Source organism: Yoonia sp. SS1-5, from assembly GCF_038443705.2.
Taxonomy (GTDB): Bacteria; Pseudomonadota; Alphaproteobacteria; order Rhodobacterales; family Rhodobacteraceae; genus Yoonia; species Yoonia rhodophyticola.
The window spans coordinates 1,270,403-1,293,959 of sequence record NZ_CP151767.2 but is presented as its reverse complement, the minus strand read 5'-3'; the positions used below and the strand labels follow the sequence as shown (position 1 = coordinate 1,293,959).

General features: G+C 58.5%; 23 protein-coding genes and 1 tRNA gene. 8 read left to right on the top strand and 16 right to left on the bottom strand.

Annotation, left to right across the window (positions count from 1 at the left end; all coding sequences use genetic code 11):
* Window positions 1-55: 55 nt before the first annotated feature.
* Genes AABB31_RS08025 through AABB31_RS08015 form a run of 3 tightly spaced genes read right to left on the bottom strand, consistent with a single transcriptional unit; the run spans window position 56 to window position 3,091 of the window.
* Complete coding sequence (locus AABB31_RS08025) at window positions 56-1,321, bottom strand: ABC transporter substrate-binding protein (protein ID WP_342078638.1); 1,266 nt, start codon at window positions 1,319-1,321, stop codon at window positions 56-58.
* A 33-nt stretch (window positions 1,322-1,354) separates the two neighbouring features.
* Complete coding sequence (locus tag AABB31_RS08020; RefSeq protein ID WP_342078639.1) at window positions 1,355-2,020, bottom strand: pyridoxamine 5'-phosphate oxidase family protein; 666 nt, start codon at window positions 2,018-2,020, stop codon at window positions 1,355-1,357.
* A gap of 54 nt (window positions 2,021-2,074) precedes the next feature.
* Window positions 2,075-3,091: a carbon-nitrogen hydrolase family protein gene (locus AABB31_RS08015; protein WP_373635610.1), complete on the bottom strand. Its 1,017-nt coding sequence runs from the start codon at window positions 3,089-3,091 to the stop codon at window positions 2,075-2,077.
* 131 nt (window positions 3,092-3,222) lie between these two features.
* On the opposite strand from AABB31_RS08015, the gene AABB31_RS08010 reads away from it, so the two are divergent.
* Window positions 3,223-4,185, top strand: a complete 963-nt coding sequence (locus AABB31_RS08010; RefSeq protein ID WP_342078641.1) for a helix-turn-helix domain-containing protein — start codon at window positions 3,223-3,225, stop codon at window positions 4,183-4,185.
* Between the two features lie 8 nt (window positions 4,186-4,193).
* Here AABB31_RS08010 and AABB31_RS08005 read toward each other — a convergent pair whose 3' ends face one another.
* The 3 genes from AABB31_RS08005 to AABB31_RS07995 are packed head-to-tail and all read right to left on the bottom strand — an operon-like array spanning window position 4,194 to window position 6,598.
* Window positions 4,194-4,913 (bottom strand): antibiotic biosynthesis monooxygenase, encoded by a 720-nt coding sequence (locus AABB31_RS08005; protein WP_342078642.1) that lies wholly within the window; start codon window positions 4,911-4,913, stop codon window positions 4,194-4,196.
* The gene (locus AABB31_RS08000; RefSeq protein WP_342078643.1) at window positions 4,910-5,509 is read right to left on the bottom strand and encodes a pyridoxamine 5'-phosphate oxidase family protein; all 600 of its coding nucleotides are present in this window, start codon (window positions 5,507-5,509) and stop codon (window positions 4,910-4,912) included. Before AABB31_RS08000 ends, AABB31_RS08005 begins: the two co-directional genes overlap by 4 nt.
* Window positions 5,510-5,557: 48 nt before the next feature.
* Window positions 5,558-6,598 (bottom strand): carbon-nitrogen hydrolase family protein, encoded by a 1,041-nt coding sequence (locus AABB31_RS07995; RefSeq protein ID WP_342078644.1) that lies wholly within the window; start codon window positions 6,596-6,598, stop codon window positions 5,558-5,560.
* Window positions 6,599-6,807: 209 nt separating this feature from the next.
* Here AABB31_RS07995 and AABB31_RS07990 point away from each other — a divergent pair, with 209 nt between their 5' ends.
* On the top strand, window positions 6,808-7,758 hold the full coding sequence (locus tag AABB31_RS07990; RefSeq protein ID WP_342078645.1) for a helix-turn-helix domain-containing protein: 951 nt from the start codon (window positions 6,808-6,810) through the stop codon (window positions 7,756-7,758).
* On the opposite strand, the gene AABB31_RS07985 is transcribed toward AABB31_RS07990, so the two are convergent.
* The 4 genes from AABB31_RS07985 to AABB31_RS07970 are packed head-to-tail and all read right to left on the bottom strand — an operon-like array spanning window position 7,755 to window position 13,801.
* Complete coding sequence (locus AABB31_RS07985) at window positions 7,755-10,967, bottom strand: 2Fe-2S iron-sulfur cluster-binding protein (protein ID WP_373635609.1); 3,213 nt, start codon at window positions 10,965-10,967, stop codon at window positions 7,755-7,757. The two genes, AABB31_RS07990 and AABB31_RS07985, sit on opposite strands and share 4 nt — an antisense overlap.
* Before the next feature lie 16 nt (window positions 10,968-10,983).
* Complete coding sequence (locus tag AABB31_RS07980) at window positions 10,984-12,288, bottom strand: TRAP transporter large permease (protein WP_342078646.1); 1,305 nt, start codon at window positions 12,286-12,288, stop codon at window positions 10,984-10,986.
* Window positions 12,288-12,821 (bottom strand): TRAP transporter small permease, encoded by a 534-nt coding sequence (locus AABB31_RS07975; RefSeq protein ID WP_342078647.1) that lies wholly within the window; start codon window positions 12,819-12,821, stop codon window positions 12,288-12,290. Before AABB31_RS07975 ends, AABB31_RS07980 begins: the two co-directional genes overlap by 1 nt.
* A gap of 2 nt (window positions 12,822-12,823) precedes the next feature.
* On the bottom strand, window positions 12,824-13,801 hold the full coding sequence (locus AABB31_RS07970; RefSeq protein ID WP_342078648.1) for a TRAP transporter substrate-binding protein: 978 nt from the start codon (window positions 13,799-13,801) through the stop codon (window positions 12,824-12,826).
* Between the two features lie 114 nt (window positions 13,802-13,915).
* Here AABB31_RS07970 and AABB31_RS07965 point away from each other — a divergent pair, with 114 nt between their 5' ends.
* The 4 genes from AABB31_RS07965 (at window position 13,916) to AABB31_RS07950 (ending at window position 17,100) form a co-directional block, all read left to right on the top strand.
* The gene (locus tag AABB31_RS07965; protein ID WP_342078649.1) at window positions 13,916-14,386 is read left to right on the top strand and encodes a MarR family winged helix-turn-helix transcriptional regulator; all 471 of its coding nucleotides are present in this window, start codon (window positions 13,916-13,918) and stop codon (window positions 14,384-14,386) included.
* Between the two features lie 258 nt (window positions 14,387-14,644).
* The gene (locus tag AABB31_RS07960) at window positions 14,645-15,874 is read left to right on the top strand and encodes a DUF2254 domain-containing protein (RefSeq protein ID WP_342078650.1); all 1,230 of its coding nucleotides are present in this window, start codon (window positions 14,645-14,647) and stop codon (window positions 15,872-15,874) included.
* Window positions 15,875-15,925: 51 nt separating this feature from the next.
* Entirely contained in the window at window positions 15,926-16,138 is a 213-nt protein-coding gene (locus tag AABB31_RS07955; RefSeq protein WP_342078651.1) for a DUF2945 domain-containing protein, read from the top strand.
* Window positions 16,135-17,100 (top strand): DNA topoisomerase IB, encoded by a 966-nt coding sequence (locus tag AABB31_RS07950; protein WP_342078652.1) that lies wholly within the window; start codon window positions 16,135-16,137, stop codon window positions 17,098-17,100. The genes AABB31_RS07955 and AABB31_RS07950 overlap by 4 nt, the downstream gene beginning before the upstream one ends.
* A gap of 83 nt (window positions 17,101-17,183) precedes the next feature.
* On the opposite strand, the gene AABB31_RS07945 is transcribed toward AABB31_RS07950, so the two are convergent.
* The 5 genes from AABB31_RS07945 to AABB31_RS07925 form a co-directional block, all read right to left on the bottom strand.
* Window positions 17,184-17,258 (bottom strand) — tRNA-Glu (locus AABB31_RS07945).
* 73 nt (window positions 17,259-17,331) lie between these two features.
* Complete coding sequence (gene recJ, locus AABB31_RS07940) at window positions 17,332-19,092, bottom strand: single-stranded-DNA-specific exonuclease RecJ (protein ID WP_342078653.1); 1,761 nt, start codon at window positions 19,090-19,092, stop codon at window positions 17,332-17,334.
* Between the two features lie 69 nt (window positions 19,093-19,161).
* Window positions 19,162-20,127, bottom strand: a complete 966-nt coding sequence (glpX, locus tag AABB31_RS07935) for a class II fructose-bisphosphatase (RefSeq protein WP_342078654.1) — start codon at window positions 20,125-20,127, stop codon at window positions 19,162-19,164.
* Between the two features lie 84 nt (window positions 20,128-20,211).
* On the bottom strand, window positions 20,212-21,498 hold the full coding sequence (locus tag AABB31_RS07930; protein ID WP_373635607.1) for a homoserine dehydrogenase: 1,287 nt from the start codon (window positions 21,496-21,498) through the stop codon (window positions 20,212-20,214).
* A gap of 56 nt (window positions 21,499-21,554) precedes the next feature.
* The gene (locus tag AABB31_RS07925; RefSeq protein ID WP_342078655.1) at window positions 21,555-21,791 is read right to left on the bottom strand and encodes a hypothetical protein; all 237 of its coding nucleotides are present in this window, start codon (window positions 21,789-21,791) and stop codon (window positions 21,555-21,557) included.
* A gap of 88 nt (window positions 21,792-21,879) precedes the next feature.
* Here AABB31_RS07925 and AABB31_RS07920 point away from each other — a divergent pair, with 88 nt between their 5' ends.
* Together AABB31_RS07920 and AABB31_RS07915 are read left to right on the top strand one after the other, a co-directional pair.
* Window positions 21,880-22,476, top strand: coding sequence for a TetR/AcrR family transcriptional regulator (locus AABB31_RS07920; RefSeq protein WP_342078656.1), 597 nt, complete (start codon window positions 21,880-21,882; stop codon window positions 22,474-22,476).
* A 19-nt stretch (window positions 22,477-22,495) separates the two neighbouring features.
* Window positions 22,496-22,975, top strand: coding sequence for a hypothetical protein (locus AABB31_RS07915; protein ID WP_342078657.1), 480 nt, complete (start codon window positions 22,496-22,498; stop codon window positions 22,973-22,975).
* Here the strand turns inward: AABB31_RS07915 and AABB31_RS07910 are convergent.
* Window positions 22,962-23,552 (bottom strand): hypothetical protein, encoded by a 591-nt coding sequence (locus AABB31_RS07910; protein ID WP_342078658.1) that lies wholly within the window; start codon window positions 23,550-23,552, stop codon window positions 22,962-22,964. The two genes, AABB31_RS07915 and AABB31_RS07910, sit on opposite strands and share 14 nt — an antisense overlap.
* Window positions 23,553-23,557: the final 5 nt, after the last annotated feature.

The window sequence follows — 23,557 nt, the reverse complement described above, 5'->3', positions numbered from 1 at the left end:
GCCGGGAAAGGGCCGGGCCGCCATAACAAGCGACCCGACAGTTCAGGGAGTGGCCTTAACGCAGCCCCAGCGCGGCTTCCTGCGCCAGGATGGGTTCGAGGTATTCGGTGTCGATGTCGTAGCAATCCCGCACCATTTCAAAACCGGTGCCGGTGAATTTCACCATGCGGCCCGAATGGTTTGGCATGTGCCGATCTGCATCACCCACATAATACGGATCACAAAGCAGATCGGATTCCGCGCCCACAATGCCCTTGATCGCAGCGGTGACACTGTCCCGGTCGATGGTGGATGGATCCAGCGCCAGCAGTGCATCGACAAAGAACTTGGCCGAAACATAGCCCGATTGGCTGAACGTGTCGCGGCGGTCATCAGCCTGCCCGTAGGCATCCATGACCTTGATCCAGTTTTGATTGTCGGCACCCGCGCTGTCGAACTGGGCCAGCTCGATATTGATATAGAGATTGTCGGCCCAGTAATCGCCCAGAATATCGGCAACACCCGGATCATAAAGCGGGGTCGGGGACACCCACTTGAACAGATCGCGGCCGCCTTGTTCCTCGGCGACCTTCAGCAGACCGATGGCCGGTGCCGCAGGCAACATCAGCAGGATCGTATCCGCGCCTTCGGTCAGCGCCTGCAGGTAGACTGAATTGAGGTCGACCGCCGTGGGGTCCATCAGAATGGAGGTTCCGACCTTGCCCTTGCTGGCCATGTAGTTTTCCATCCAGCCGCAGGCCCAGCCGCCGTTATTGGGGATGTTGAACCCGATGCAGATTGCATGTTCGGTGCCAAGTTCCTCGACCGCGTATTTCAGGGCGCCGATGCCTGATGGCAGCGGGCCCTGGTTCGTCGACACGATATTGGCACTTTCGTAGCATTCCGAAATGGCACAGCCGGATGCCATCGCCATCACGCCTTCATCGGCATAAAGACGGGCATTGACGGCCATCTCAACGACCGATCCATTGCCGACCAGGGCCACGACACCTTCATCCTTGACCAGTTTGGTGGCAACTTGTCCGGCCAACTCAGGGTTCCACTGGTCATTTTCGACCAGATAGTTGATGGGGCGACCATTGATCCCGCCATTGGCGTTGACGCAGGCAAAATATGCGGCTGCCGCATCCGTGCCGCCCGAAAAGTCGCCGGGTGGGGCGTTGCCGTTGATCCCGCCCACGGTGATCGGTTCGCCTGTCGCGGCCTCGCCTGTGTTCAGCCCGCAGGATGGGGCGTGTCCGTCTGCGGCAGCGCTGCTGCCGATTGTTGTTGCAAGGCACAGCGTCGCTGCCCCCGCAAACAGGGTTGCTGAAAATTTCATGTTATCCTCCCAATGTATTTTAGGTGTCGCGCCTCAGGACGTGCCTTGCGTGACCTTTTCGAGATACTCTTCCTCGGAAATTGTTCCGCCTTCCGCATCCGCACGGCCCTGATCGTCGGGGTGCAGGAATGGCTGCAGCGGCTCGATCCGTTTCCAGGCCGGGAAAGGCTGTTTGCCTTCCGCATCTGGCACGTAGGGTGAGTTTTCCACCCGGGTGTGTTTGTGGATGTAGCGGGCGCAATTCTGAAAGACGACGTCGACATGGACATCGACGACCAGGTTGCTGCCGGGGAACTGCGCCAGCAGTTCTGGGTCGCGGCTTAGCTTGGCGGTGCCTTGAACCCGGATGCGCCACGGTGTGACCATATCCATGAACAGCATGCCGATCTTTGCGGCCTCATCAATGTTGCCCATCGAAAGCCACATCCCGTTGCCGTCATAGTTTGGAAACAGCAGCCGCGTGGGTGACATGACTTTGACAAAGCCGACATCGCCCCCTTTGTACGACACTGTCGGCTCGCCCTGTGCGTTGACGGTCGACAGAAAAAAGTAGTCGCGGCTGTTGATGTAATCGGTGTGTATTTCTTCAAGTTCGTCGCGCACGATTGCGTGGACGACAACCTCTGCCAGCTTTTCATGCTTGCCTTCTTTTTGCAGCGTGCGCTGGGCATCGGTATAGAATTGATCTGGGGTTGGCATGTTTATCTCCGTTCAGCGGATGGACCCCGCCTGTGACAGGCGGGGCCGCGCCAGTTATTCTGCGGCTTCGACGATTTCGGCGGCAGGCGTGTCTGCGACAACTTCAATCCCGCTGGTATCGTCAAACTGCATGACCGGACGTTGTGGTTTGCTGTTCAGCAAAAGGCGCGTGACATCGGGGCGTGAATAATGGCCCGCCGGATCGGCGGCGGCTTTTGCATAGGCGATCATCGACAGATCGACATCCGCATAGACAATGCCTTCCTCGGTATCGGCCAGTTCAGTGCCGATGCTTTGCCCGTCGGGCGCATAGATCTTGGTATAGCCACCGCCCACCGGGCAGAGCGCCTCGCGCTGCGGATCACCTTCGCACAGCATGTCCTGCTGTTCCTTGCTGACCAGCGCACAGGCCGCGACCACAAAACAGCTGCCTTCAACCGCGTACAGCATGGACGCCGCATTATTGACCTGATGACCCAGCGCATAGGCCCCCCCCTCATAAAGCTTGAGGTTCGGCCAGGCCGCGCAATGGATCTGTTCGTCTTGCGAATACATCGCGTATTTTGACAACGGCTGCAGATGCTCCCAGCAAGACAGCTGGCCGACACGGCCGATGGAGGTTTCCGCAACATGCAGGTCGGATCCGTCGCCTTCGCCGTAAACTGTGCGTTCGACATGTGTCGGCTTCAGCTTGCGGCGGCGCTTGATGATCTCACCGTCTTCGCCGTAATGCCATTGCGCAATATAAAGGCTGCCGCCGGCCCGCTCTGACAGGCCAAGCGATACCTGAATGTTGTTGTCGCGTGCGGCCTTTGCGATGGCCTTGTCATGATCGGAACCGGCCTCGATGGAGTTTTCGAAGTAACGGCCGACGAACTGCATCTGCCAGGCAACGGGGCCAAGCCAGATGTGGTTCGGATAGCCGGGCAGCCAGGTTTCGGGGAAGACAACCAGTTTGGCACCTTCTTTTGCGGCCTGTTCGATAAAGGCCACTGCGCGTTTCACGCCGGTGTCAACATCGAGGAATGAAGGTGCGGCCTGCACCGCGGCGACTTTGAATTGTTGGCTCATCAGCTTTCTCCCAGAAATAAGATGGATCAAGCCTTGCATGATTGGGTTTGGGCCGGCTTTTGCTTTTGGGCGGAAAAACTTGCTTTTTTGAGCAGTTCGTCGATAGTTAGTTAACTTTGGGACTACTTCTTATGGACATCCACACACGATACGACACCAGCGATGTGCCCGAGCGTGACCGCTTTGCATATTGGCGTGAATCGGTGTGCGATACCTATGTGAAGTTGGGATGCGACGCCGAAAAACGAAGTGGTTTCTGGGGCTTGATTGATATCGCGCGGCATCCGGTGCTGTCGATCTCGCAAGTCGCAGGGCGGGCGCACAAGGTGGATCGGCGCCCGCGTGACATCCGCAGTGCCAGTGATTCCTTTTTCCTGCTCAGCCTGCAGACGGCGCAGTCGTCGCGGATCACCCAGTTTGGAAAAACCGCCATTTTGCGCCCGGGCGACATGGCGCTTTATACAAGTTCCGACCCCTACACATTGGAACTGTCGGATGAGTTCAGCCAGACAGTGGTGCAGTTGCCGACCGACAAGTTGATCAGCCGTTTGCCGAATGCCGAGATGCTGACCGCCAAGACAATTGATGGGCAAACCGGGATTGGAAAACTGGTGCGCGAGAATATTCTGGCATTTGCACAGCACGCCAGCAGCGCCGACCCAACCGTACAGTCGCTTGTGCAGGATACGCTGATTGATCTGATCGCAACCGGGCTCGCGTCAGAGCAAAGCGGCAAGTTGGAACTATCCTCACCCGAGCAACATGTCATGTTGCGGGTCAAATCCTTCATCCGCAATCACCTTGAAGACCCGAACCTTGACCGCAATATGGTTGCTGCCGAGATGGGCATGTCTGTCCGCCGCCTGAATGACATCTTCGCCAAAGAGGATCTGTCGATTGCGGCTTTCATCCGGCAGGCCCGATTGCGCCGCATCGCCGACGACCTGACCGATCCGCGTAGCGCCTGCCTGTCGATCAGCGAGATTGCGTTCCGCTGGGGATATTCGAACATGCAGAATTTCTCGACCACGTTCCGGTCGCATTTCGGGATCAGCCCGCGGGCCTATCGCAAGCAGCCGGGCTGCCCGCAGTAAGCAACAGATCAGGACGGCATTTCAAAACGTCCGGGATTGTAATGCACCTGATACGTTTCGGCACTGATAGCACTTGATGGTCCAAAGCCTGACGCAAACGCGTCGCGTGTTGCATTGGCCGATGGGCCGGCTGCAAATGCATCGGCGGTTTTCCAGCGCTCGACCACAACCAGATGTGCCGGATCATTCAGTGACACCATCGCGGTTGCGGCACAGCAATCGGGATCGGCATTGATCGTCGACAGATAGTCAGTCGCCTGATCGCGGGCCTTTGCGTCAACCGCCGCATCAAGTTTGATGCTTAGAACCAGCGTTCCTGTCCCACCTTGGTCACCGGATGCAAACCTTCCCGCCCGCCCGATGATTTCATAAAACTCGGCCGAGATTGGCGCGGACATGACAGGGATCAGCCAACGCAGGAACGCCATGCGGTAAGGGCGGGTGAGCTGGACCGCAAAGAACTCGTCGTAGTCCTCCCACTCTTCATACATCATGTTATGCAAGGGGTCCTGCAACGATACATTGGCATCCAGGGCAAGGCCCGTGGGTTCTTCGATGGCGATATCCGTGATGGTCCGGAACACCGGACCCATCTGATCGACCTTGTCGGGTTGAAACCAGGTATGGGCCAGAACACCCAGATGCTTGCCCTTCATCTCGGGGCGGGGCGTATGTGCCGGCCAATCGCTTGGATGCGGCGTTGTCTTGAGCGGAATGGCGTTCATCATTCCGACCCTTCCAGGGCTTCCTTGATGCCGGGCTTCATTTTCCATCCCGGCACGGGCTGTTCCTGTCCTTCCACCGGAATATGGGCAGATTGTTCGACAAGCGTCATTTCGGGGATATAGCGCGGGCAATTGAGGTAGATGTATTTTGTCTCGACCGCGACGATGCGCTTGGCGCCGGGAAATTCAGCCTTAAGCGGGTGGTCATCATGCACCGTCGCCTTGCCGTTGATGCGGACGCGCAGATACCGATTGCCCTCTTCGCCGTCAAAGCGCAGAAACAGCAACCCGATATTGGGGTTGTCGATAATATTACCGAGGGATTTGTACATGCGGTTTCCGTCATAATCGGGAAAGACCAGACTATTTGGCCCGGTGATCCGCACAAAACCCTGTGGGCCGCCCTTGAACGAACAATCGGTATTCTCACCCGATGAGGTCGCAAGGAAAAAATAGGTCGCGTTGGCGATAAAGTCCTTATAGCCGAACTGGTCGTCGTCAAAGCTTGTTACCGTGGTTGCCTTTTCGATCAGATCGGCAACCTTGCGGGCGTTATAGCGATCTTGCAGCGCGCGGCTGCCTTGTCCGTACATATCCATCACAATCTCCGCTTGTGGGCCCGGCACGCGAGGCGCCGGGCGTTGTTGTTATTCTGCGGCACGCAGCTCTGGCGCAGGCTCGCTGCCTTTGGCTTCGGTGGCTTCGGGTGCACGTGTGGCATCACCAAATCCGATCACAGGACGGCGTGGATTCTTGTTATGCATCAGCGCAAGCGCGTCCGGCCGGGCATAATGGCCTGCGGGGTCGGCTGCCGTTTTGGAGTGAGAAATCAATCCAAGATCAAGATCCGCGATCAGCAGGCCTTCCTGATCGGGTTCCAGCACGTCGCCAAAGGACTGGCCATTTGGGCCGAAGATGCGCGAATAGCCACCGCCCATTTCCATGAATTTTGCGTGCATGTCGTTCTGGACCAGCATGTCATAGATCGCCTGGTCAATCGTCGAACAGGCGGCCAGAACGAAACACTGCCCTTCGACCGCGTAGACCTGATTGACGTTCACACTAACCTCGGGGCTGAACGCCTTGGACAGTTTGGCATAGAGGCTATAGGCGGGCCAGGCGGCGCAATGGATCTCTTCATCCTGCGAGAACATCGCGTATTTGCTAAGCGGCTGCAGGTTTTCCCAGCAGCATAGGGCGCCGACATTGCCGATTTCGGTCTTGCTGACGATCATGTCGCTGCCGTCACCTTCGCCGAACACACTGCGTTCGACATGGGTCGGCTTCAGCTTGCGGCGGCGCGAAATGACTTCGCCTTCGGGGCCATAATGCCATTGCGCCATGTACAAACTACCGCCGGACTTTTCGGATACGCCAATGACCACCTGAATATTGTTGCGCCGCGCTGCCGCGCGCAAAGCGTCATCTTGCGGACTACCGGCAACCATCGCGTTTTTAGCGTAAGGTGCCACATATTGCATGTTGATGGCGGGTGGGTTCAGCCAGATCCACCATGGATAGCCGGGCAGCCATGTTTCGGGAAAGTTGATCAGCTTTGCGCCTGCCTTGCCTGCCTCGTCGATCAGGCCGATGGCTTTTTCGACGCCAGCATCAAGATCAAGCAGACATGGCGCAGCTTGAACAACTGCAACCTTTACGACGGGGCCGATGGGACCGGGTCCAGACATGTTTCACACTCCTGTTGGTTATGATTCTTGTCCCGTAGGATGGCCGTTGCCAAAGGCTGATGCTTTTGTCTGCTGGCCAAAAAACTTGTCATTTCGGGACAACAAAGCCGCCAAAACGCTGTAAATGCTGGTTTTGCGCGGGTCAGTCAGTTACAATCGAAACAACATCGCAGCAAAGGCCAGAACATACCCTTTCCAGAGAACCCGAAATGATCGAATACAGTACGGACAAGTATGACGGACCGACCGCATTCGCCTTTTGGCGAGACGTGATTTGCGACGCCTATCTGCCGATCCATTGCGAGACACCTGATCGTGACCGGTTTGATGGACGTATCGCGCTGGAACGGTTGTCAGGGCTTGATATTTCGCAGGTATGGGGAAGCCCGCAGCATATCGCCCGGCGCCGCAATGATATTGCCCGCAATGCCGAGGCCTATTTCATGGTCAGCCTGCAGCGCGATCATACCAGTCAGGTCAGCCAATGCGGGCGCACCGCGTTGTTGCAACCCGGTGATTTTGCGATCTACAGCACCACCGAACCTTACGAAATCAAGTGTGATGATCGGGTCGATCAGCTGATTTTTCAGATCCCCTATGATACCTTGCTGGCCCGTGTACCGCATGTCGAACTTTTGACCGGCCAGCGGATTGACGGACAGGATGTGTTGGGCAGCATGATTTCACAGCAATTGCAGCAATGCGCACGCACAGTTGGTGCCCAGGCCCCGACCGTGCGGCAGCATTTGACTGATATGATGGTTGATCTGGTTGCCACTGGTCTGTCGACCTTGCCCGATGGGCAGGTCGAGCTGAGCCGCCCCAAGTTGTTGTTGTTATCACGGGCAAAATCGACGATCCGAGCAAATCTGCGGGACATGCGGCTTGATCGCAATTTCGTTGGCGAATTGATGGGCATGTCGCCCCGGAACCTTGCCCGGTGCTTCGAAAAGGAAGGAATTTCCATCGCCAGCTATATCCGGCAGGCCCGGCTGGAAGCGATCGCCGATGATCTGGTTGACCCGCGCATGCTGCAAGCGTCGATTTCCGAGATTGCGGTCAAATGGGGCATGACCAATTTTCAGCACCTGTCAAAGCTGTTCAAGCAGACCTATGGCATGTCGCCCCGGGACTACCGCAACAGATATCGGCTGCATTAAAGGTCAACCGTCACGACGCCGTCTTTCTCTGCGGCCCGGGATTGGCACAGGATCATGCCGGTTTCGCGCTGGGCATTTGACAGCACAAAGTCCCGATGTTCAACCTCGCCTGACACCAACCCGCATTTGCACACGCCGCAAATCCCATCCGCACATTTGACGTCGACATGCACACCGTTTTCCAGCAGCACATCTGCTGCGGTCTTGTCGGCGGGGACATGAAGCTCGCGATTGGATTTGGCCAGCTTCAGCGTGAAGTCGTGGTTTTCATAGTCGGGCTGTTCAGGCACCGAGAAATATTCCAGGTGCCGTGCCTCTTCGGGGAAACCCGCCTGCGTGGCCGCGTCCATGACGCTGCTCATATAGCGGTCGGCGCCACAGGTGTAGACATGCCAACCCGGTTGATATCGTCCCAGAATGGCATCCATATTCGCCCGCGTATCTTCTTCGGTGATATGCAGGCGAAGCTGGTTGATCCATGGCACGTGCCGCAGATCATCCAGAAAACCCATCGTGTCCCGGGACCGGCCGGAATAATGCAGCTCGAAATCGCGCCCCTGCGCATGCAGTTCATGCGCCATGGCCAGCATCGGTGTAATCCCTATGCCACCACCCATCAAGATCGACTTGGTCGCCTGCGGATCAAGGGGGAAGTGATTGATCGGATTGGAAATAAAGATGCGCCGCCCTTCGGTGAAGATCCGGTGTAGCAGCTTGGAACCACCGCGCCCTTCGTCTTCGCGCAGGACACCAACCTGATATTTGCTGCGGTCGGCCGGATCGCCGGACATCGAATATTGGCGCAGATAGTCCGGGGCGACCACGATATCGAGATGCGCGCCAGCCTGCCAGGGCGGCAACAGCCCCCCATCCAGCGCCCGAAATTCGTATTTCGTAACCCCATCAGCCATCTTTTCGACCTTGCTGATCACCACTTGCATCACAGGGCTTTCGCCATCTGCCGCATAAACATGGGCAACCTCGTCAAGCCGCCCTTCGGCCTTGCGCAGTTTGTATTCATCTGCGGTGACCATAGTCTGATAGGCGGTGATGCCTGCCTCGCGGTCCATCGGGAACGGGTAGGGGTAGGGATGCGGGGCCAAGGGTGCCGGATAGACCGCCAGCGTCTGATCGTCATATTTCAGATCAAGGCTTTTTTGCAGCGCGCGGGCATTGACTGGTTGGGTGGTCGGGCGATAGCCGCCATCTTCCTGAATTTCGAGGTCCCACCACCACTTTTTCACCGGGTTCAGGGTGCCGTTATCGACGGTGTCGTCAAGCTTGGCCAATATCGGCGCGGCTTTGGGAATATTCATCGCTGCCCAGCGAAACGGCTTTTCCTTGAAGATACCTTCAAGGTTCCAGGGGCATGTTTTCATGCATCTACCGCACATCGCGCCGCCGGGCGTTGTGATCCGGTAGGTGGCGCATTTCTGACTGTCGGATTTCCAGATCTCGTATCCATTGAACATCAGTTTGGGGCCGGCAGTGATGGCCCCCGATGGGCATTCGCGCGCGCATTTGTTGCAAGCATCGCAGAATTTCTGCAGCCCAAAGTCGATGGGCTTGTCATGGGCCATCGGCAGGTCAGTGGTCACCACCCCTGATTTCAGGCGCGGGCCCAGAAACGGGTTCAGGATGACCTCGCCAATACGGCTGACCTCGCCCATGCCGGACAGCAAAAGCAGCGGCGGTTGCAGCACCTCGCCATCCATCACGCTATGCGCCTTGGCCTTGTAGCCAAGATTGCGGATTTGCTTGGCAATCACCCCGCCTAGAAGCGAGAAACGCAAATAGGCGCGCATGGACTGGGCAACCGCGATCCAGTCATCGCCGGAAGAGCCTTCCATGGTTTCATAACCCTGGTCGATGATCATGCTGATTGCCTGATCATGCGGCGGGTCAATGACCTCGCCCCGCGCGTCATGGCTGTACCAGGTCCAGTCGGGACAGCGCGAAATTCCCACCGCATCCACGCCCAGAAAATAGGTCGTGGCTTTTACGAGTTCCGCGGCATCTTTGGGATCAAGCGTGACTTTATCGGGCGCAGATTCGCCATCCTGCAGCAGGACAAATGCGCCAAGTGCGCGCCGCTGTGCCATTGAGGGCGCCGCCTGCCGGACATAGTGGCCGTTCTTGGCACCCTCCTGAACATGTTTGCCCATATCGCCGAATTGCGCGCGGGCGAACATGTCGGCCCGTTTGGGAACCCGGGCGACACGCGCCTCGTCAATATAAGTGGTGGGATCATCGACCCGTTTGAGGGTTTCAAACGGATGCGCCCCGTCGACAAATCGCCGCTTGGCAAATGGGACAGCGTTCATCGCATTCTTAGCGAACCCCTTGCCGAATTTCCATGCGATGCCAAAGGCGCTGCGCGGCTGTGCCGCCTTCGGGGCCAGTGGCTGATCGGGTGCCAGCGCAAAATTCGTCGTGATCGCGGCGAGGCCGAAACGCTGCCCGATATAGGGATGCGTCAGCGCCCCATCCTCGACCGTGGCCAGACCAGCGGCAACCGCCAGCTTGCCAAGGTCAACATCAGTGCTTGAGACAGTATGCCCCCGCGCGTCATATCCCAGCAGCCGCAGGTAATTTGCCAGAACAATAGCGGTTTCGGCCGCCAGCAGCCCGGCCCGATGGGCCTGGGCGTCTGCGATCCAGCCAGTGCCGGCCTCGCCTGCGTCCGGATCACGCGGATTTTCGTAAAGAAGCACCATCGCATGCGTGTGCGCGTCGATACCGGTTGGAGGTGCCTCCATGGATTCCTTGAGGTCGGCCATGATCAGGTCGATGCCGGATGCCAGTGTTTTGGTTTGACGGGTCCGCAGATCTTGGGCCAGCCGGTCAACATCGGGGTTCTGGAACGGCGCCGTCAGCAGGGCGCTGTCGGGTAAAAGGCATGTTCCGGCAACCGCCGCATCGGCAAAATATGCGAACGCCTTCAGGTGGTCCGCCCGCTCTTGCGGATCGGTCGGGGCGTCGGCCACAGCCTTGTTGATCAGCCCATCCCGTATTGCATCCAGCATCGCCTGATGCTCGCGCATGGCGTTGACGATGGAAAACGGGTCGTTCGCCCGATTGAACGACACTTGCTGCATCGGGGGGACGGTCTGCAGGTCGGGCATCGTTGACGCCCGTCCCAGCAGTTCAGATGGGTATGGCCCCATATGAACCGGACGATCCTTGTCGGAGAAAAAACGCATATTCATCTTTGTATTCTCCTGTTCATCCAAACATGGTTCTTGGCAGCAATAGTGCGATATCAGGCAGCATCAGGATTGCCAGGATCGCGGCGAGCATGGCGAACCAGAACGGCCAGATACCGCGAAAGATTGTCTGCATGGGTACATCCGGCGCGATGCCTTTGACAATGAATACGTTCACCCCGACGGGTGGCGAAATCAGACCCATTTCAAGGGCGATCACAGCCAGCACGCCGAACAGGATCAAATCCACGCCAAGTGGCTCCAGAATGGGTTGAACCACGGGTATTGTCAGAACCAGCATCGCAAACCCGTCCAGAAACATACCCATGATGATGAACATGATCAGAAAGGCGATGACGACCTGCGTGCCGGTAAACCCTTGCGCATCCACCCATGCCGACAGGCTGTAGGTGACCGCTGTGAAGCCGACGAAAGTCTTGAAAACAAAGGCGCCAAACAGGATCAGATAGACCGAGCCTGTCGCCCGCAAGGTGGATTGGAACACCTGTTTGGCGTTCTCCCATGTCAGCTTGCCCCGCAGGATCGTGACGACAAGGGTCAGCAATGCGCCGATGCCCGCAGCCTCGGTTGCCGAGAAAACACCTGCATAGATACCGCCAACTGTGACAGCGATGATCCCGATCATGACGCTGGCGCGCGCCAATGAGTGCCACTTTTCGGCCCGCGATACATCTGCTGACACGGATGGGGCCTTTGTCGGGTCCAGCCAGACAACGATCCAGATCGCGATGATGAAGAACAGGGTCAGCATCAGGCCCGGAATGACCCCGGCCATAAAGAGCCGCCCGATGCTTTCCTCGGTCAGGATGGCGTAGACCACAAATCCGGCAGAGGGCGGGATCAGAATACCTAATGTCCCGCCAGCCGCAATGGATCCGGTTGCCAACCCGTCATGATAGCCAAAGCGCCGCATTTCCGGCAGCGATACCCGCCCCATCGTCATGGCAGAGGCCAGTGATGATCCGGACAGTGCGGAAAATCCCGCACAGCCCACCACCGCTGCAGAGGCCAGACCACCCTTGAAATTACTCAGCCAATTATGAGCCGCCGTATAAAGATCCCGGCTGAGCCCTGCGACACCGGCGAGGTTTCCCATCAGCACGAAGAGCGGGATGATGGTCAGCGGGACACTGGTGGCTTCGTTGAAGATTTCGCTGGCCAGTTTGGGCAGGGCTGCCGGCGGTCTGATCCACCAGATCCCGGCCGCCCCGACGGCCAGCATCGCGATCCCCACCGGCGTGCGAATGTACAAAAGCAGAAGCAGGATCACAAAGCCTGCAATGGCGAGTGTTGTCATATCCATCAGGAAATAGCCTCGTTTGGATCTTCGTCGCGCCAGTGCATCAGACCGGCCCAAAGCTGCACGAGCTGATAGAGCGCAAAGAACCCCATGGCTGCCGCGAGCGTGAGGTAGAATGGCCCATGCGCAATGTTCAGGTTGCCGGTGATCTGGCCGCAGGCCAGCCCGCAACCGGCTTTCTTGACCAACGCAAATGCGGACAGGCCCAAAACCGTCACACCGATGCCGCGCGCCACGACATCAGTCACGCGCCGGACGGGCCTGCCGAAATGGGCGGGCATGATATTGACGGTGATATGGGTGTTGCTGATTGCGCCATAGGCAACCGCGCACGCAACAACCACCGCCGATGTCATCGACACCAGGTCCTGCAGCCCAAAGATCGGGTCATTCAGGACGTAGCGCCAGAATACCCCGATCGCCGTCAGCGCCAGCAGGACCAGAATGCCAATCGCGCCGACCAGTACGAACAGATGTCCAAATTGATCAAGCAGACGCTGTGCGTGCGGGCGCGGCGGTGTTGCTGGCGCGCTCATGTCTACTGCCCTGTCATCAGCGACAGGATTTCACCGGCGGTCTTGTCACCCGCAGGGGCGCTCAGGATGTCCGGCATGACCGCGTCGATTGCAGACTGCATCTTGGCCCGCTCATCGTCCCCGAGGTCTATGATTTCCAGGCCGCTTTCCTGTGCCAAGGCGATCCCCATATCCGAGATCTTTGCATAGGTCGCGCCTGCCTGTGCCGACAGATCAGAGCTGGCAACCGCATCAATCGCCGCGCGATCAGCGTCGTTCAGCCCGGCATAGACCGACTGCGACATGGCCACCGCAAAGGATGCAGCACCGCCGGGGATATCTGTGGTGATGTATTTGCCCACATCATTCAGTTTGAATGACCCGATCCCTGCAGGATCAATCATGACCCCATCGACCACGCCGTTGGCCAGCGCCTGGTTGATTTCGCTGACCGGCATCGCAACAGGGGACGCGCCAAGCGCCTCGATAAAGGGAATATTCGTCGGGTCAGCCACGCGAATGGTCATGCCTTGCAGGTCTGCAACTTCGCGCACTGCTTTGTCCCTGGTGATCAGGACGGGCGGCGAATTGGCCCAGAGCCCGATAATCTTGGCGTTATATTCAGTTTCCAGTTCGGCACGTGCGCGGGTGATGGCATTTGTGCAATCGACCGCGTCAGAACAGATATTCGGCAGGCCGATCACGGCGGTTTTGGGAAAGAGCGTGTTTGTAAAGCTGGGCAGCATGAATGCCATATCCGCAACACCATCCAACAGCAGCGAATATTGCGCAGGCGGGCTTTGGTTCAGCGCACCGCCCGGGAATTGCTGAACGGTCAGCGCGCCTTCGGTCTTTTCCGCAATCATGTCGCCCATCGGGGTGAAGAAGGCTGCGTTCATCGGGTGATTGGGCCCCATGAAATACGCAAGCGATAACGTGTCTGCGGCTGCCGGGGCGGCAAATGCCGCGAAGGCGGAACATGCGAGAATTCTGGTGAACATGATTGACTCCCTATATAATTGATTATGTATATAGTTATAGATGCTAATTAAAAGTCAAGCATGTTGCGAATTTGCGCCGTGTCACAGGGTGTAAATTCTTGCTAAGCTCCAAGGATGAAGGAAGAATTTGACGATATGCCCAAGGATTACCAACTCCGCGAGAGGCTCGGTTTTCGGATGAGTCGTATCTCGAAACTGATGCAGGCGCGGCTCGAATCGGGCCTGGCCGAACATGGATTGACCCGTCTGAAATGGTGCGTTCTGTCAGGCGTCGCATTTGAAGGGCACACGGCACCATCCGATCTTGCCGATCATATCGGGGTCACCCGGCCGGTCGTTTCGCGGCTGCTGAAGGTGATGATTGATGACGGGTTGATCGCGCGCAAGCTGAGTACCCATGACGGGCGCGGGCGCGAGATCGACGTGACGCCGCTGGGGATGGAAAAGTTGCGCAAGTGCTGGCCAATGGTCGAGCGCAACCAGACGCATTTTCTTGACAAACTGTCGGATGATGAGCGCAGGCAACTGGACCAGATACTGGATGTGCTGGGCGCAGGGGAATCAGACCGGTTGGATACGCTATAAGCAGCGTGGCGCTTGGCGACTGGCCGGATATTGGCGCGCTGATGCGTATCGACTGTGTAGAAGGACCAATAACGTCTCCGAAGGGCTGCGAAAGCCCGATGAACTCTGGTACAAAGCGCCAACGCCGCCAAGCACACGCGCCGGCCCTTGCTGCTTCATAAATCGGGGAACCTATTTGGTTGCGTTGGCGTTAATCCCTGACGCAGATGGACATCTGCAACCGAAAGGGCCGCTTTGAAGCACCATCAGTCGTTATCAATGGGCAAACGGGCCTACTTGCTGAAAATCTTGCAGGATGTGCGGGCCAGTTACTGGTTTCTGCCCACTATATTGGTGTTCGTTGGTCTGGCGCTGGCTGGCATGATGGGCTGGATCGACCGCGCGGCGGCCCAATTGCCGTGGCAATTGCCCGAAACCTTCATCGACACGCAAGCCGACGGTGCGCGCTCGACCCTCGCGGTGATTGCCCAATCCATCATTGGGGTGACTGGCGTGATGTTTTCCATGACCCTTGTCGCCGTGTCCTTTGCATCGGGCAACTTTGGGCCACGATTGATCGGGAACTTCATGCGGGACCGTGGCAATCAGTGGAGCCTTGGGATCCTCATCGCCACCTTTGTCTACGCGTTGGTTGTCCTGCGCACGGTGCAGGACGGTATTGATGGTGGGGTCGCTGAATACGTGCCGCAATATTCGCTGATCGTCGCGTTGTTGCTGGCGCTTTTGTGCGTGTTCACGTTGATCTACTTCATTCACCACGTGCCGGAGACGATCAATGTATCGCGTATCTCGGCAAATATCGGCGCGTCGCTGGAACAACAAATCCGTGACCTGATTGATGACCGCGACAGTGCCGCCTGCGATGGCAACGGCGGAACACAACCAGATCGCGCACCTGATGCAATTATCCGGCCCATGGGATCGGGCTATATTCAGACCGTCAATTTCACCCAACTGTCAAAATTGGCAGATCAGCGTGACTGGGTCATCGCACTGGAGGCGTCGATTGGGGATTTTTTGACAACCGACACGGCGGTGTTCCACATCTGGGCCAAGGATGAACCAGGCAGCGATGATCTGGATGCTGTGCGGGGGTGCTTTGCAGTTGGGATCAGCCGGACCGAAAATCAAAATCCGACTTTTCTGGCAGAACAATTGGTTGAAATGGTTGCGCGCGCCTTATCCCCCGGGGTCAATGATCCGTACACGGCCATGGATTGTCTGAACCGTATGGCCGCCGCACTGACTGTTGCGAGCCAGTACAAGGACGGGCTGCAGGAACCGGGGCAAGCGCGGGTCTTATTCAAGCATCTGACCTTCGAGCGCCTCTTTGCCGCGACCTTTCCACTGTGCCGACAATATATTCAGCCGGATGCGCTGGTGCTGGATCATGCGCATAAGTTGCTCAAAAACTTGGTGGACACTGCCAAACCGGCGGAAAGAGCCTGCGTCAAAGAAGAGATTGCTCGACTGACCGGCAAGCGTTGAGGAACGAAACACCGCCCCCAAACGTTTGTCAGCGCACAAAAGGAGAGACAAATGAGCTTTCAAGAAGGCGATAAAGTTGAATGGGACTGGGGACAGGGAACAGCGGAAGGTCAGGTTGCCGGTACTCACACCAAATCCATCACGCGCACCATCAAGGGGACCGAAGTGACGCGCAACGGGTCGGATGAGGACCCGGCTTTGGAGATCAAGCAGGACGACGGCACCAAGGTGCTGAAACTTGCGTCGGAAGTCCGCAAAAGGTGAAGCCCGCCGGTCTGATCTATTTCCCTGACACAAAGCCCGGCTTTGCCCGCAAACGCCGGGGCAGGGGGTTTTCATATCTTGATACGGATGGTCGGTTGATCACTGATCGCACCGTCAGGCAGCGTCTTGCGGCCCTTGCCGTCCCGCCGGCTTATGAAAGTGTCTGGATGTGCCCTGTTGAGAACGGCCATCTCTTGGCAACCGGGCGCGATGAACGCGGGCGCAAGCAGTATGTGTATCATCCGGACTGGACGGCCTTTCGGGCGCAATCGAAGTTTGACGATCTGCCGGCCTTTGGGCATGCCCTGCCACGCATCAGACGGCGGGTTCAGACAGACCTGCAAGAGGACGCGGGCGAAAGGGAATTTGCGCTCGCGGCGGCGGTGACATTGATTGACCGTACGGCACTGCGCGTGGGCAGTCCGCAATATGTGGAAGAAAACAACAGCTATGGCGCGCTGACCTTGCGCAACCGGCAAATTGCGCTCTCGGGGAAAGATATCGCGCTGAACTATCGCGCGAAGGGCGGCCAAAAGGTGCGGACAACGATCACCGATGCCAAGCTTGCGCGCATCCTGGACAAGATCAGCGATCTACCGGGTGCCAACCTTTTGACATGGGTGGATGCGGGTGGCGCACCGCAATCGCTCAGTTCAGAGGCGCTGAACGCCTATATCGCGGACGCGGCAGGGCAGGCGGGCATCACGGCCAAAACGTTCCGGACATGGGCAGGGACATGCGCGGCCTTTGAGGTCGCCGCACAGGGCGGCGCCTCTATCAAGGACATGGCCACCGCGGCCGCCGAGGTTCTGCACAATACGCCTGCGATTGCGCGCAATAGCTACATTCACCCGGCGGTCATTGCGTTGGCCGGCGATGACGCACCGCGCGTCACACCCGCAGACCGACACGGGCTGAAGGTGAACGAGCAGCATCTTCTTGGTTTTTTGGAGAAATCGTAGTGGGTCAAGGACCCGGAAAAGCCAAAGCGCGGGCAATGGCTTGGAAAGCCACTGGTTAAAGCGTTCGGGAGGCTGGTCACCAATGGCAGTCCCTAGGGGAATCGAACCCCTCTTTCCAGGTTGAAAACCTGGCGTCCTAACCGATAGACGAAGGGACCGCACTTGGTGCGCTGCTTTTAGGGAAAGCGCGGGCAGCGCGCAAGAGGGTTTTTGCGGTTTTTTTGGGTCCGTCTAGTGGGCCGGGGCCGCATCCTCCAGCCGCAGCTGAACAGATTGGCGGCCTTGCCAGCTGTTGACCTCCAACCGTCCTGCCAGATGGAACCGGCTGCCATTATGCTGGATTAGTGCGGGGCCAAGGGGGCCATCCATTGCGCCAAAGCTGATTGCGTCAATGCGCCCGCCCAGCCCGTCGCCAAAGCTGATTTTCAGGTGATTGGCACCGACCTGTTTTGCAAAGTGAATCTGGCAATCGGGGAAGGCAAAACGGGGGGCCGGTGCGCCTGCCCCGAAAGGGCCAGCCTGTTCGATCTGCGCGATCAGATCAAGGCTGGCAGCCCCCGGCATCAGCACGCTGTCGACCCGCAGATCGGCGGGCCCGATATCGCCTGCCCCCTGCTTGGCCAAAAGCGCGCCCAAGCGCTCCATCGCCGGTTCAAGCTGGTCGCGATGCAGGGTCAGGCCGGCGGCCATCTTGTGACCGCCCCCCTTGATCAACGCCCCATCATTGGACAACCGCTGAATGGCTGCACCCAGATCAATACCGGCGACAGAGCGGCCGGACCCTTTGCCCAGATCGCCATCAAGCCCGATGACAATGGCAGGCCGGTTGGTCGCCTCTTTCAGGCGGGCCGCGACGATACCGACCACGCCCGGATGCCATCCTTCACCCGCTGCCCAGACCAAGGGGCCGTCCAATCCCCGCGCCGTGGCCTGTTCAAGTGCGGCGTCGCGGACCTGCGTTTCGATTTCGCGTCTTTCGCTGTTAAGTGCATCAAGCCGCGCCGCCAGCCCGTCGGCCTCGTGTCTATCTGCGGTCGCAAGGAGGCGGGCGCCGAGGTCGGCGGCGCCGATCCGCCCGCCTGCATTCACACGCGGCCCGAGTAGAAACCCCAGATGGTAACTTGTGGGGGCCTGATCCAACCCGGCAATGTCAGCCAGTGCCGTCAGGCCAATCCGATCTCTGCGGGCCATCACCTTGAGCCCCTGCCGGACAAAAGCCCTGTTGACCCCCGTCAGCGGTGCGACATCGGCAACCGTTGCAAGCGCGACAAGGTCCAGAAGCCCCATAAGATCGGGGCCAGTTTGCCCGGCCGCCCGCATTTGCCGGTTTGCCTCGACCAGCATCAGGAAAACGACTGCAGCCGCACATAAATGCCCCAAATCCCCGCTTTCATCCTGCCGGTTTGGGTTCACGACAGCCAATGCGGCGGGCAATGTCTCGGCGCCAAGATGGTGGTCAAGGACGATGACATCCGCCCCCTGCGCCGCTGCAATGGGTCCGTGGGAGAGGGTGCCACAATCAACGCAGACAATCAGGTCATGGTCCGCCGCAAGCCCGGCCATGGCCGCGTCATTCGGGCCATACCCTTCGTCGATGCGGTCCGGCACGTAAAGTGTTGCTGTCAGGTTCAGGGCCCGAAGCCAGGTGATCAGCAACGCCGCCGACGTACCACCATCCACGTCATAATCGGCAAAGATCGCAATGCGCTGCCCATTACCGACTGCGTGCAGAAATCGGGCGGCGGCGGCTTCCATATCGCGCAGCGTGCGCGGATCAGGCATCAGCGCCCGCAGGGTTGGGGCCAGAAACGCATCGGCCTCCTGTGCGTTGACACCGCGGCGCACCAAAAGCCTGCATAATGGGCCGGGCCGGCCGGTTTGCTGCGCCATTGCCTCGGCCAGGCGGTCTTCTTCACCGGTGGGACCGATCCAGCGCCGCCCTGTCAGAGAGGATTTGACGCCCAGAAAGCCGCTATCTTGTGTCACTGTCATAGGATCCCACAATATAGCAAGGGCGCAGCCATTGCCACGCCCTGCCAGGAAGTCATGTAAATTATATGGTCAGCTGACCGGGTTGCGATAGACCATGCGCCGGACGGAACCGGTTTTGGACCGCATCAGGATGGTTTCGGCGGTCACAAAACCCACCTCGCGTTTGATCCCCGGGACAAGTGAGCCGTCAGTGACCCCCGTTGCCGCAAAGATCACGTCGCCTGTCACCATGTCGTCGCGGGTATAGACCCGGTCGAAATTCGTGATCCCAGCCTTCGTGGCGCGGCCCCGTTCGTCGTCGTTGCGGAACAGCAACCGGCCAAAGATCTGTCCGCCCATGCATTTCAGCGCGGCAGCGGCCAGCACGCCCTCGGGGGCGCCGCCGGAACCCATATACATGTCGATACCGGTCTGGGCAGGCTCTGCCGTGTGCATGACACCGGCCACATCACCATCGGTGATCAGCCGGATGGCCGCCCCGGTGCCGCGCAACTCGGCGATCATGTCTTCGTGACGGGGGCGTTCAAGCACGCAAACCGTGATGTCATTGGTCGAGCATCCCTTGGCCGCCGCCAGTGCAGACACACGTTCCGCCGGGGACATATCAAGCGTTACGACGCCGGGGCGAAATCCCGGCCCAATGGCCAGCTTTTCCATATAGACATCAGGCGCATGCAACATGGACCCGCGGGGCCCCATCGCAATCACCGCCAACGCATTGGGCATGTCCTTTGCGGTCAGGGTGGTCCCTTCCAGCGGATCAAGAGCGATATCAACGCCCGGCCCGTTGCCGGTCCCGACCTCTTCGCCGATGAACAGCATCGGGGCTTCATCCCGTTCCCCTTCGCCGATCACAACAACGCCGGCAATGTCGAGCTTGTTCAGCTGTGTGCGCATCGCATCGACGGCGGCCTGATCGGCAGCTTTTTCATCGCCCCGCCCAATTAGGGGCGTGCATGCGATGGCGGCCGCCTCTGAAACGCGGGCAAGGCCCAGCGATAGGGTGCGGTCATTGAAGTCGGCAGCTTTGGGCATAAAAATGATCCTTTAATATATAGTGTTCTAGCTAAACCGACCTGCCGGGTTGCAACAAGACTGTTTGCGCTAAAGGTGGGGTCGTCACACCGCCTCGATCCGGATGGCAACAGGGGTGCTGTCCACCACGCCTGTTGCCGGGAAGGCGGCAAGTGCTTCGTCCAGGGCGGTGCGTGTCGTTTTATGTGTCACGATCAGAACCGGTGCGGATGCATCGCCATGCTCGTATTGGCGCATCCGGTCGATTGATATGCCAGCCTCGCCAAGGGCATGCGCGATTTTGGCAAGGGCGCCGGGTTTATCGAGCAGCTTCATCCGCAAATAGTACGGCGCAGGGACAGCGGCCCGCGCGGCCCGCGCCTTGCGCAGACCTGTGGCAGGCTGCCCGAATGTGGAAATGCGCAGGCCACGTGCGATATCCATCACATCACCCATGATCGCACTTGCGGTCGGGCCTTCGCCCGCGCCTGGGCCGCGCAGAACAATCTGGCTGGCGGCGTCGCCTTCCAGCACAACCATATTGGTGCCCCCTTGAAGCTGGCCCAGCGGCGAGCTGTCCGGCACAAGGCAGGGTGACATCCGTTGTTCTAGTCCGCGCCCGGTCAGTTGCGCGACACCCAGCAGTTTGATCTTGAACCCCATATCGGCGGCATGTCGAATGTCGTCGATACTGACAGCGCCGATGCCTTCAAGTTCGACCGCGTCAAAATCGACCTGCGTGCCGAACGCGATGGAGGACAGCAGCGCCAGCTTGTGTCCAGCATCAATCCCGCCAACGTCAAGTTCGGGATCGGCTTCCAGATAGCCAAGCTGATTGGCTTCTTCGAACACCGCATCATAGCTTAGTCCGGCATCTTCCATCCGGGTCAGGATGTAATTGCAGCTGCCATTCATCACACCCATGATTCGGGTGATGTCATTGCCGGCCAACCCTTCTGTCAGGGCTTTGACGACCGGGATACCGCCCGCAACGGCGGCCTCGAACCGGATCACGCGGCCTGCGGCCTCGGCGCTTTCGGCAAGGGCTTGTCCGTGAATGGCCAGCAAGGCCTTGTTGGCGCTGACCACATCCTTGCCCGCAGCAATCGCGGCCTCGGTTGCATCTTTTGCGGGCCCTTCCGATCCCCCCATGACCTCGACAAAAACATCAATATCGGGGCGTTGGGCCAGCGTGACCGGGTCGTCTTCCCATGCGTAGTCGGACAAATCCACATCGCGGTTCTTTGTTTTGGTACGGGCCGAAACACCGGTGATCACAACCGGGCGCCCGGCGCGTTGTTCCAGCAGGGCCGCATGCTTTTGGATGATCCGCACAATGCCCACACCAACAGTGCCAAGCCCGGCAATTCCAAGGCGCAGTGGTTCGGTCATGGGGCAGATTCCGTTACTGTGATGCGTTTCACCTGCGTACTAGCGAATAGAACCGGTCACTGCAACGCGCCGATCTCTGCCGCGCGCAAACGTGCGGCGCGGGCGTTTAATGCGGCAATCCGGGCAGTGAGTGGATCGTCTGCAATTGTGCTGGGTTTGCCCGCCAAAAGTGGTGGCAAAGGTTTCAATGCAGGGTAGGGGGCTGCGCGGGCCGCGTCGGAAATTGCGTCATCCAGCACCGGCGCATTGGTGCATGCCGCAAAACCGAATAACAGGATGATGACGTAGCGCATACCAAATTCCTAACTGACTGCCCAAGAAAGACCAACACCCCGAAAACGGGTCTTTGCAAATGAACATTTGTTCAGTTAGATGGCGCATATGGCGCGCAAGCAAGGCTCTCATTCTGATATCACCGGCCCGAAGGTGCTGGATGCGGCATTGCGGTTGATCGCCCAGCACGGGTACGCGGCCGTTTCGATGCGCCAGATCGCCGCCGAAGTTGGTGTACAGGCCGGGGCGCTTTACAATTACACGCCCGACAAACAAAGCCTGCTGTTCGATCTGATGCGCGTCCATATGGAAGAGGTGCTCAGCGCGCTTGCCGACGCTGATCTGCAGGGACCAGCCCTGCAGAGACTGGAAGGCTTTACCCGTTTTCACATCCGGTTTCACCTGCCCCGTCCGGACGCTGTCTTTGTGTCCTATATGGAGTTGCGCAACCTGTCGGAAGAGAACTTTCATGCGATCGAGGGCTTGCGGCGCGAGTATGAGACCGCCCTGGCCGAAATTTTGCAGGCCGGTGTCGCCGAGGGGGTGTTTGTCGTTGACGACACGCGCGTTACGACCCGCGCGCTTATTGCCATGCTGACCGGGCTCAGCCATTGGTATCGCGAGGGCGGGTTGTTGGCGATGGACGAGGTCGAGGCAATGTACTGGGATCTGGTCAGGAAGTCCGTCTCGGCCATACCAGAATAAAATTGGAAAGAGGGCAGGGATGTTTGAACCGGATCAGGATGGGGTCTATGCGCGTGTCGGCGCATCTGCCGGGCGCAGATTGATTGCCTATGCGTTGCTGCTGTCACTGGGTGCCTTGCTGATCTATCTGCCCCTGGTGCAGCCGCCATCCGTAATCTGGGCCATCTTCATGATCGGGTTTGGGATTCTTGTGCTTTGGGTGGCCGAGCGGATGCGGCGCGCCACAATGACAGAGATATTGCTGACCGAAACTGACATTCGCGACAGCACCGGCCTCGTCCTGGCGACGATGGATGAGGTAAAAGGTGTCGACAGAGGCGCGTTTGCTTTCAAGCCATCAAATGGATTTACCCTTGTCCTGAACACAAAAAAGCCCCGGGGCTGGGCGCCGGGGCTTTGGTGGCGTGTTGGACGCCGCGTTGGTGTTGGCGGGGTCACGTCTGCAGGCCAATCCAAGTTCATGGCCGAACAGATCGCCCTGCGTCTTACAAATCGCTGAGATTACAGTCCGGTTCTGAATCGTCGGATTGCTGCCAACAAATACTGCTTGCAAAGCGCGGGCTGATCACGGTGAAAGAGTTGAACTCTACCCCTTCGAGGTTCTGCACCATGAATGGCGCGACCGTGACTGAGAATGGCGCGTTATATGTTGTCCGTGTCTCGACAAGGATCGCATTGGTCGCATCGGCCATCATGGGCAACCGGTCCTTGACCAAAGCCAGACGCGCGTCGTTGTAGTTCTGGCCCCAGCCGCGGTTACGGGACCAAACGACGCGGTAATCGTCCTGTGGTTCGCGATATTCAAAAACGGTGATCCGGAAATCCGGGTTGTTTTCTGTTTCCGTCAAGCTGCGCAGCAACTGACGCGTTGCGTTCAGATAACTGGGGGTGATCGGCGCGTCCTCGCGGCTGACCATGTCCGCGATGGTCAAACCGGCGCGGGTGCTGATGGCTTCGTCGTGATAGGCGTCAAAATACACCATCGTCGACAAAAGCGCCCATACCATGATGGGCACGCAGAAAAGGATTTCGATCGCGGCATTCCCGCTCTCATCATCGCGGAAGCGGCGAAGCATGGTGC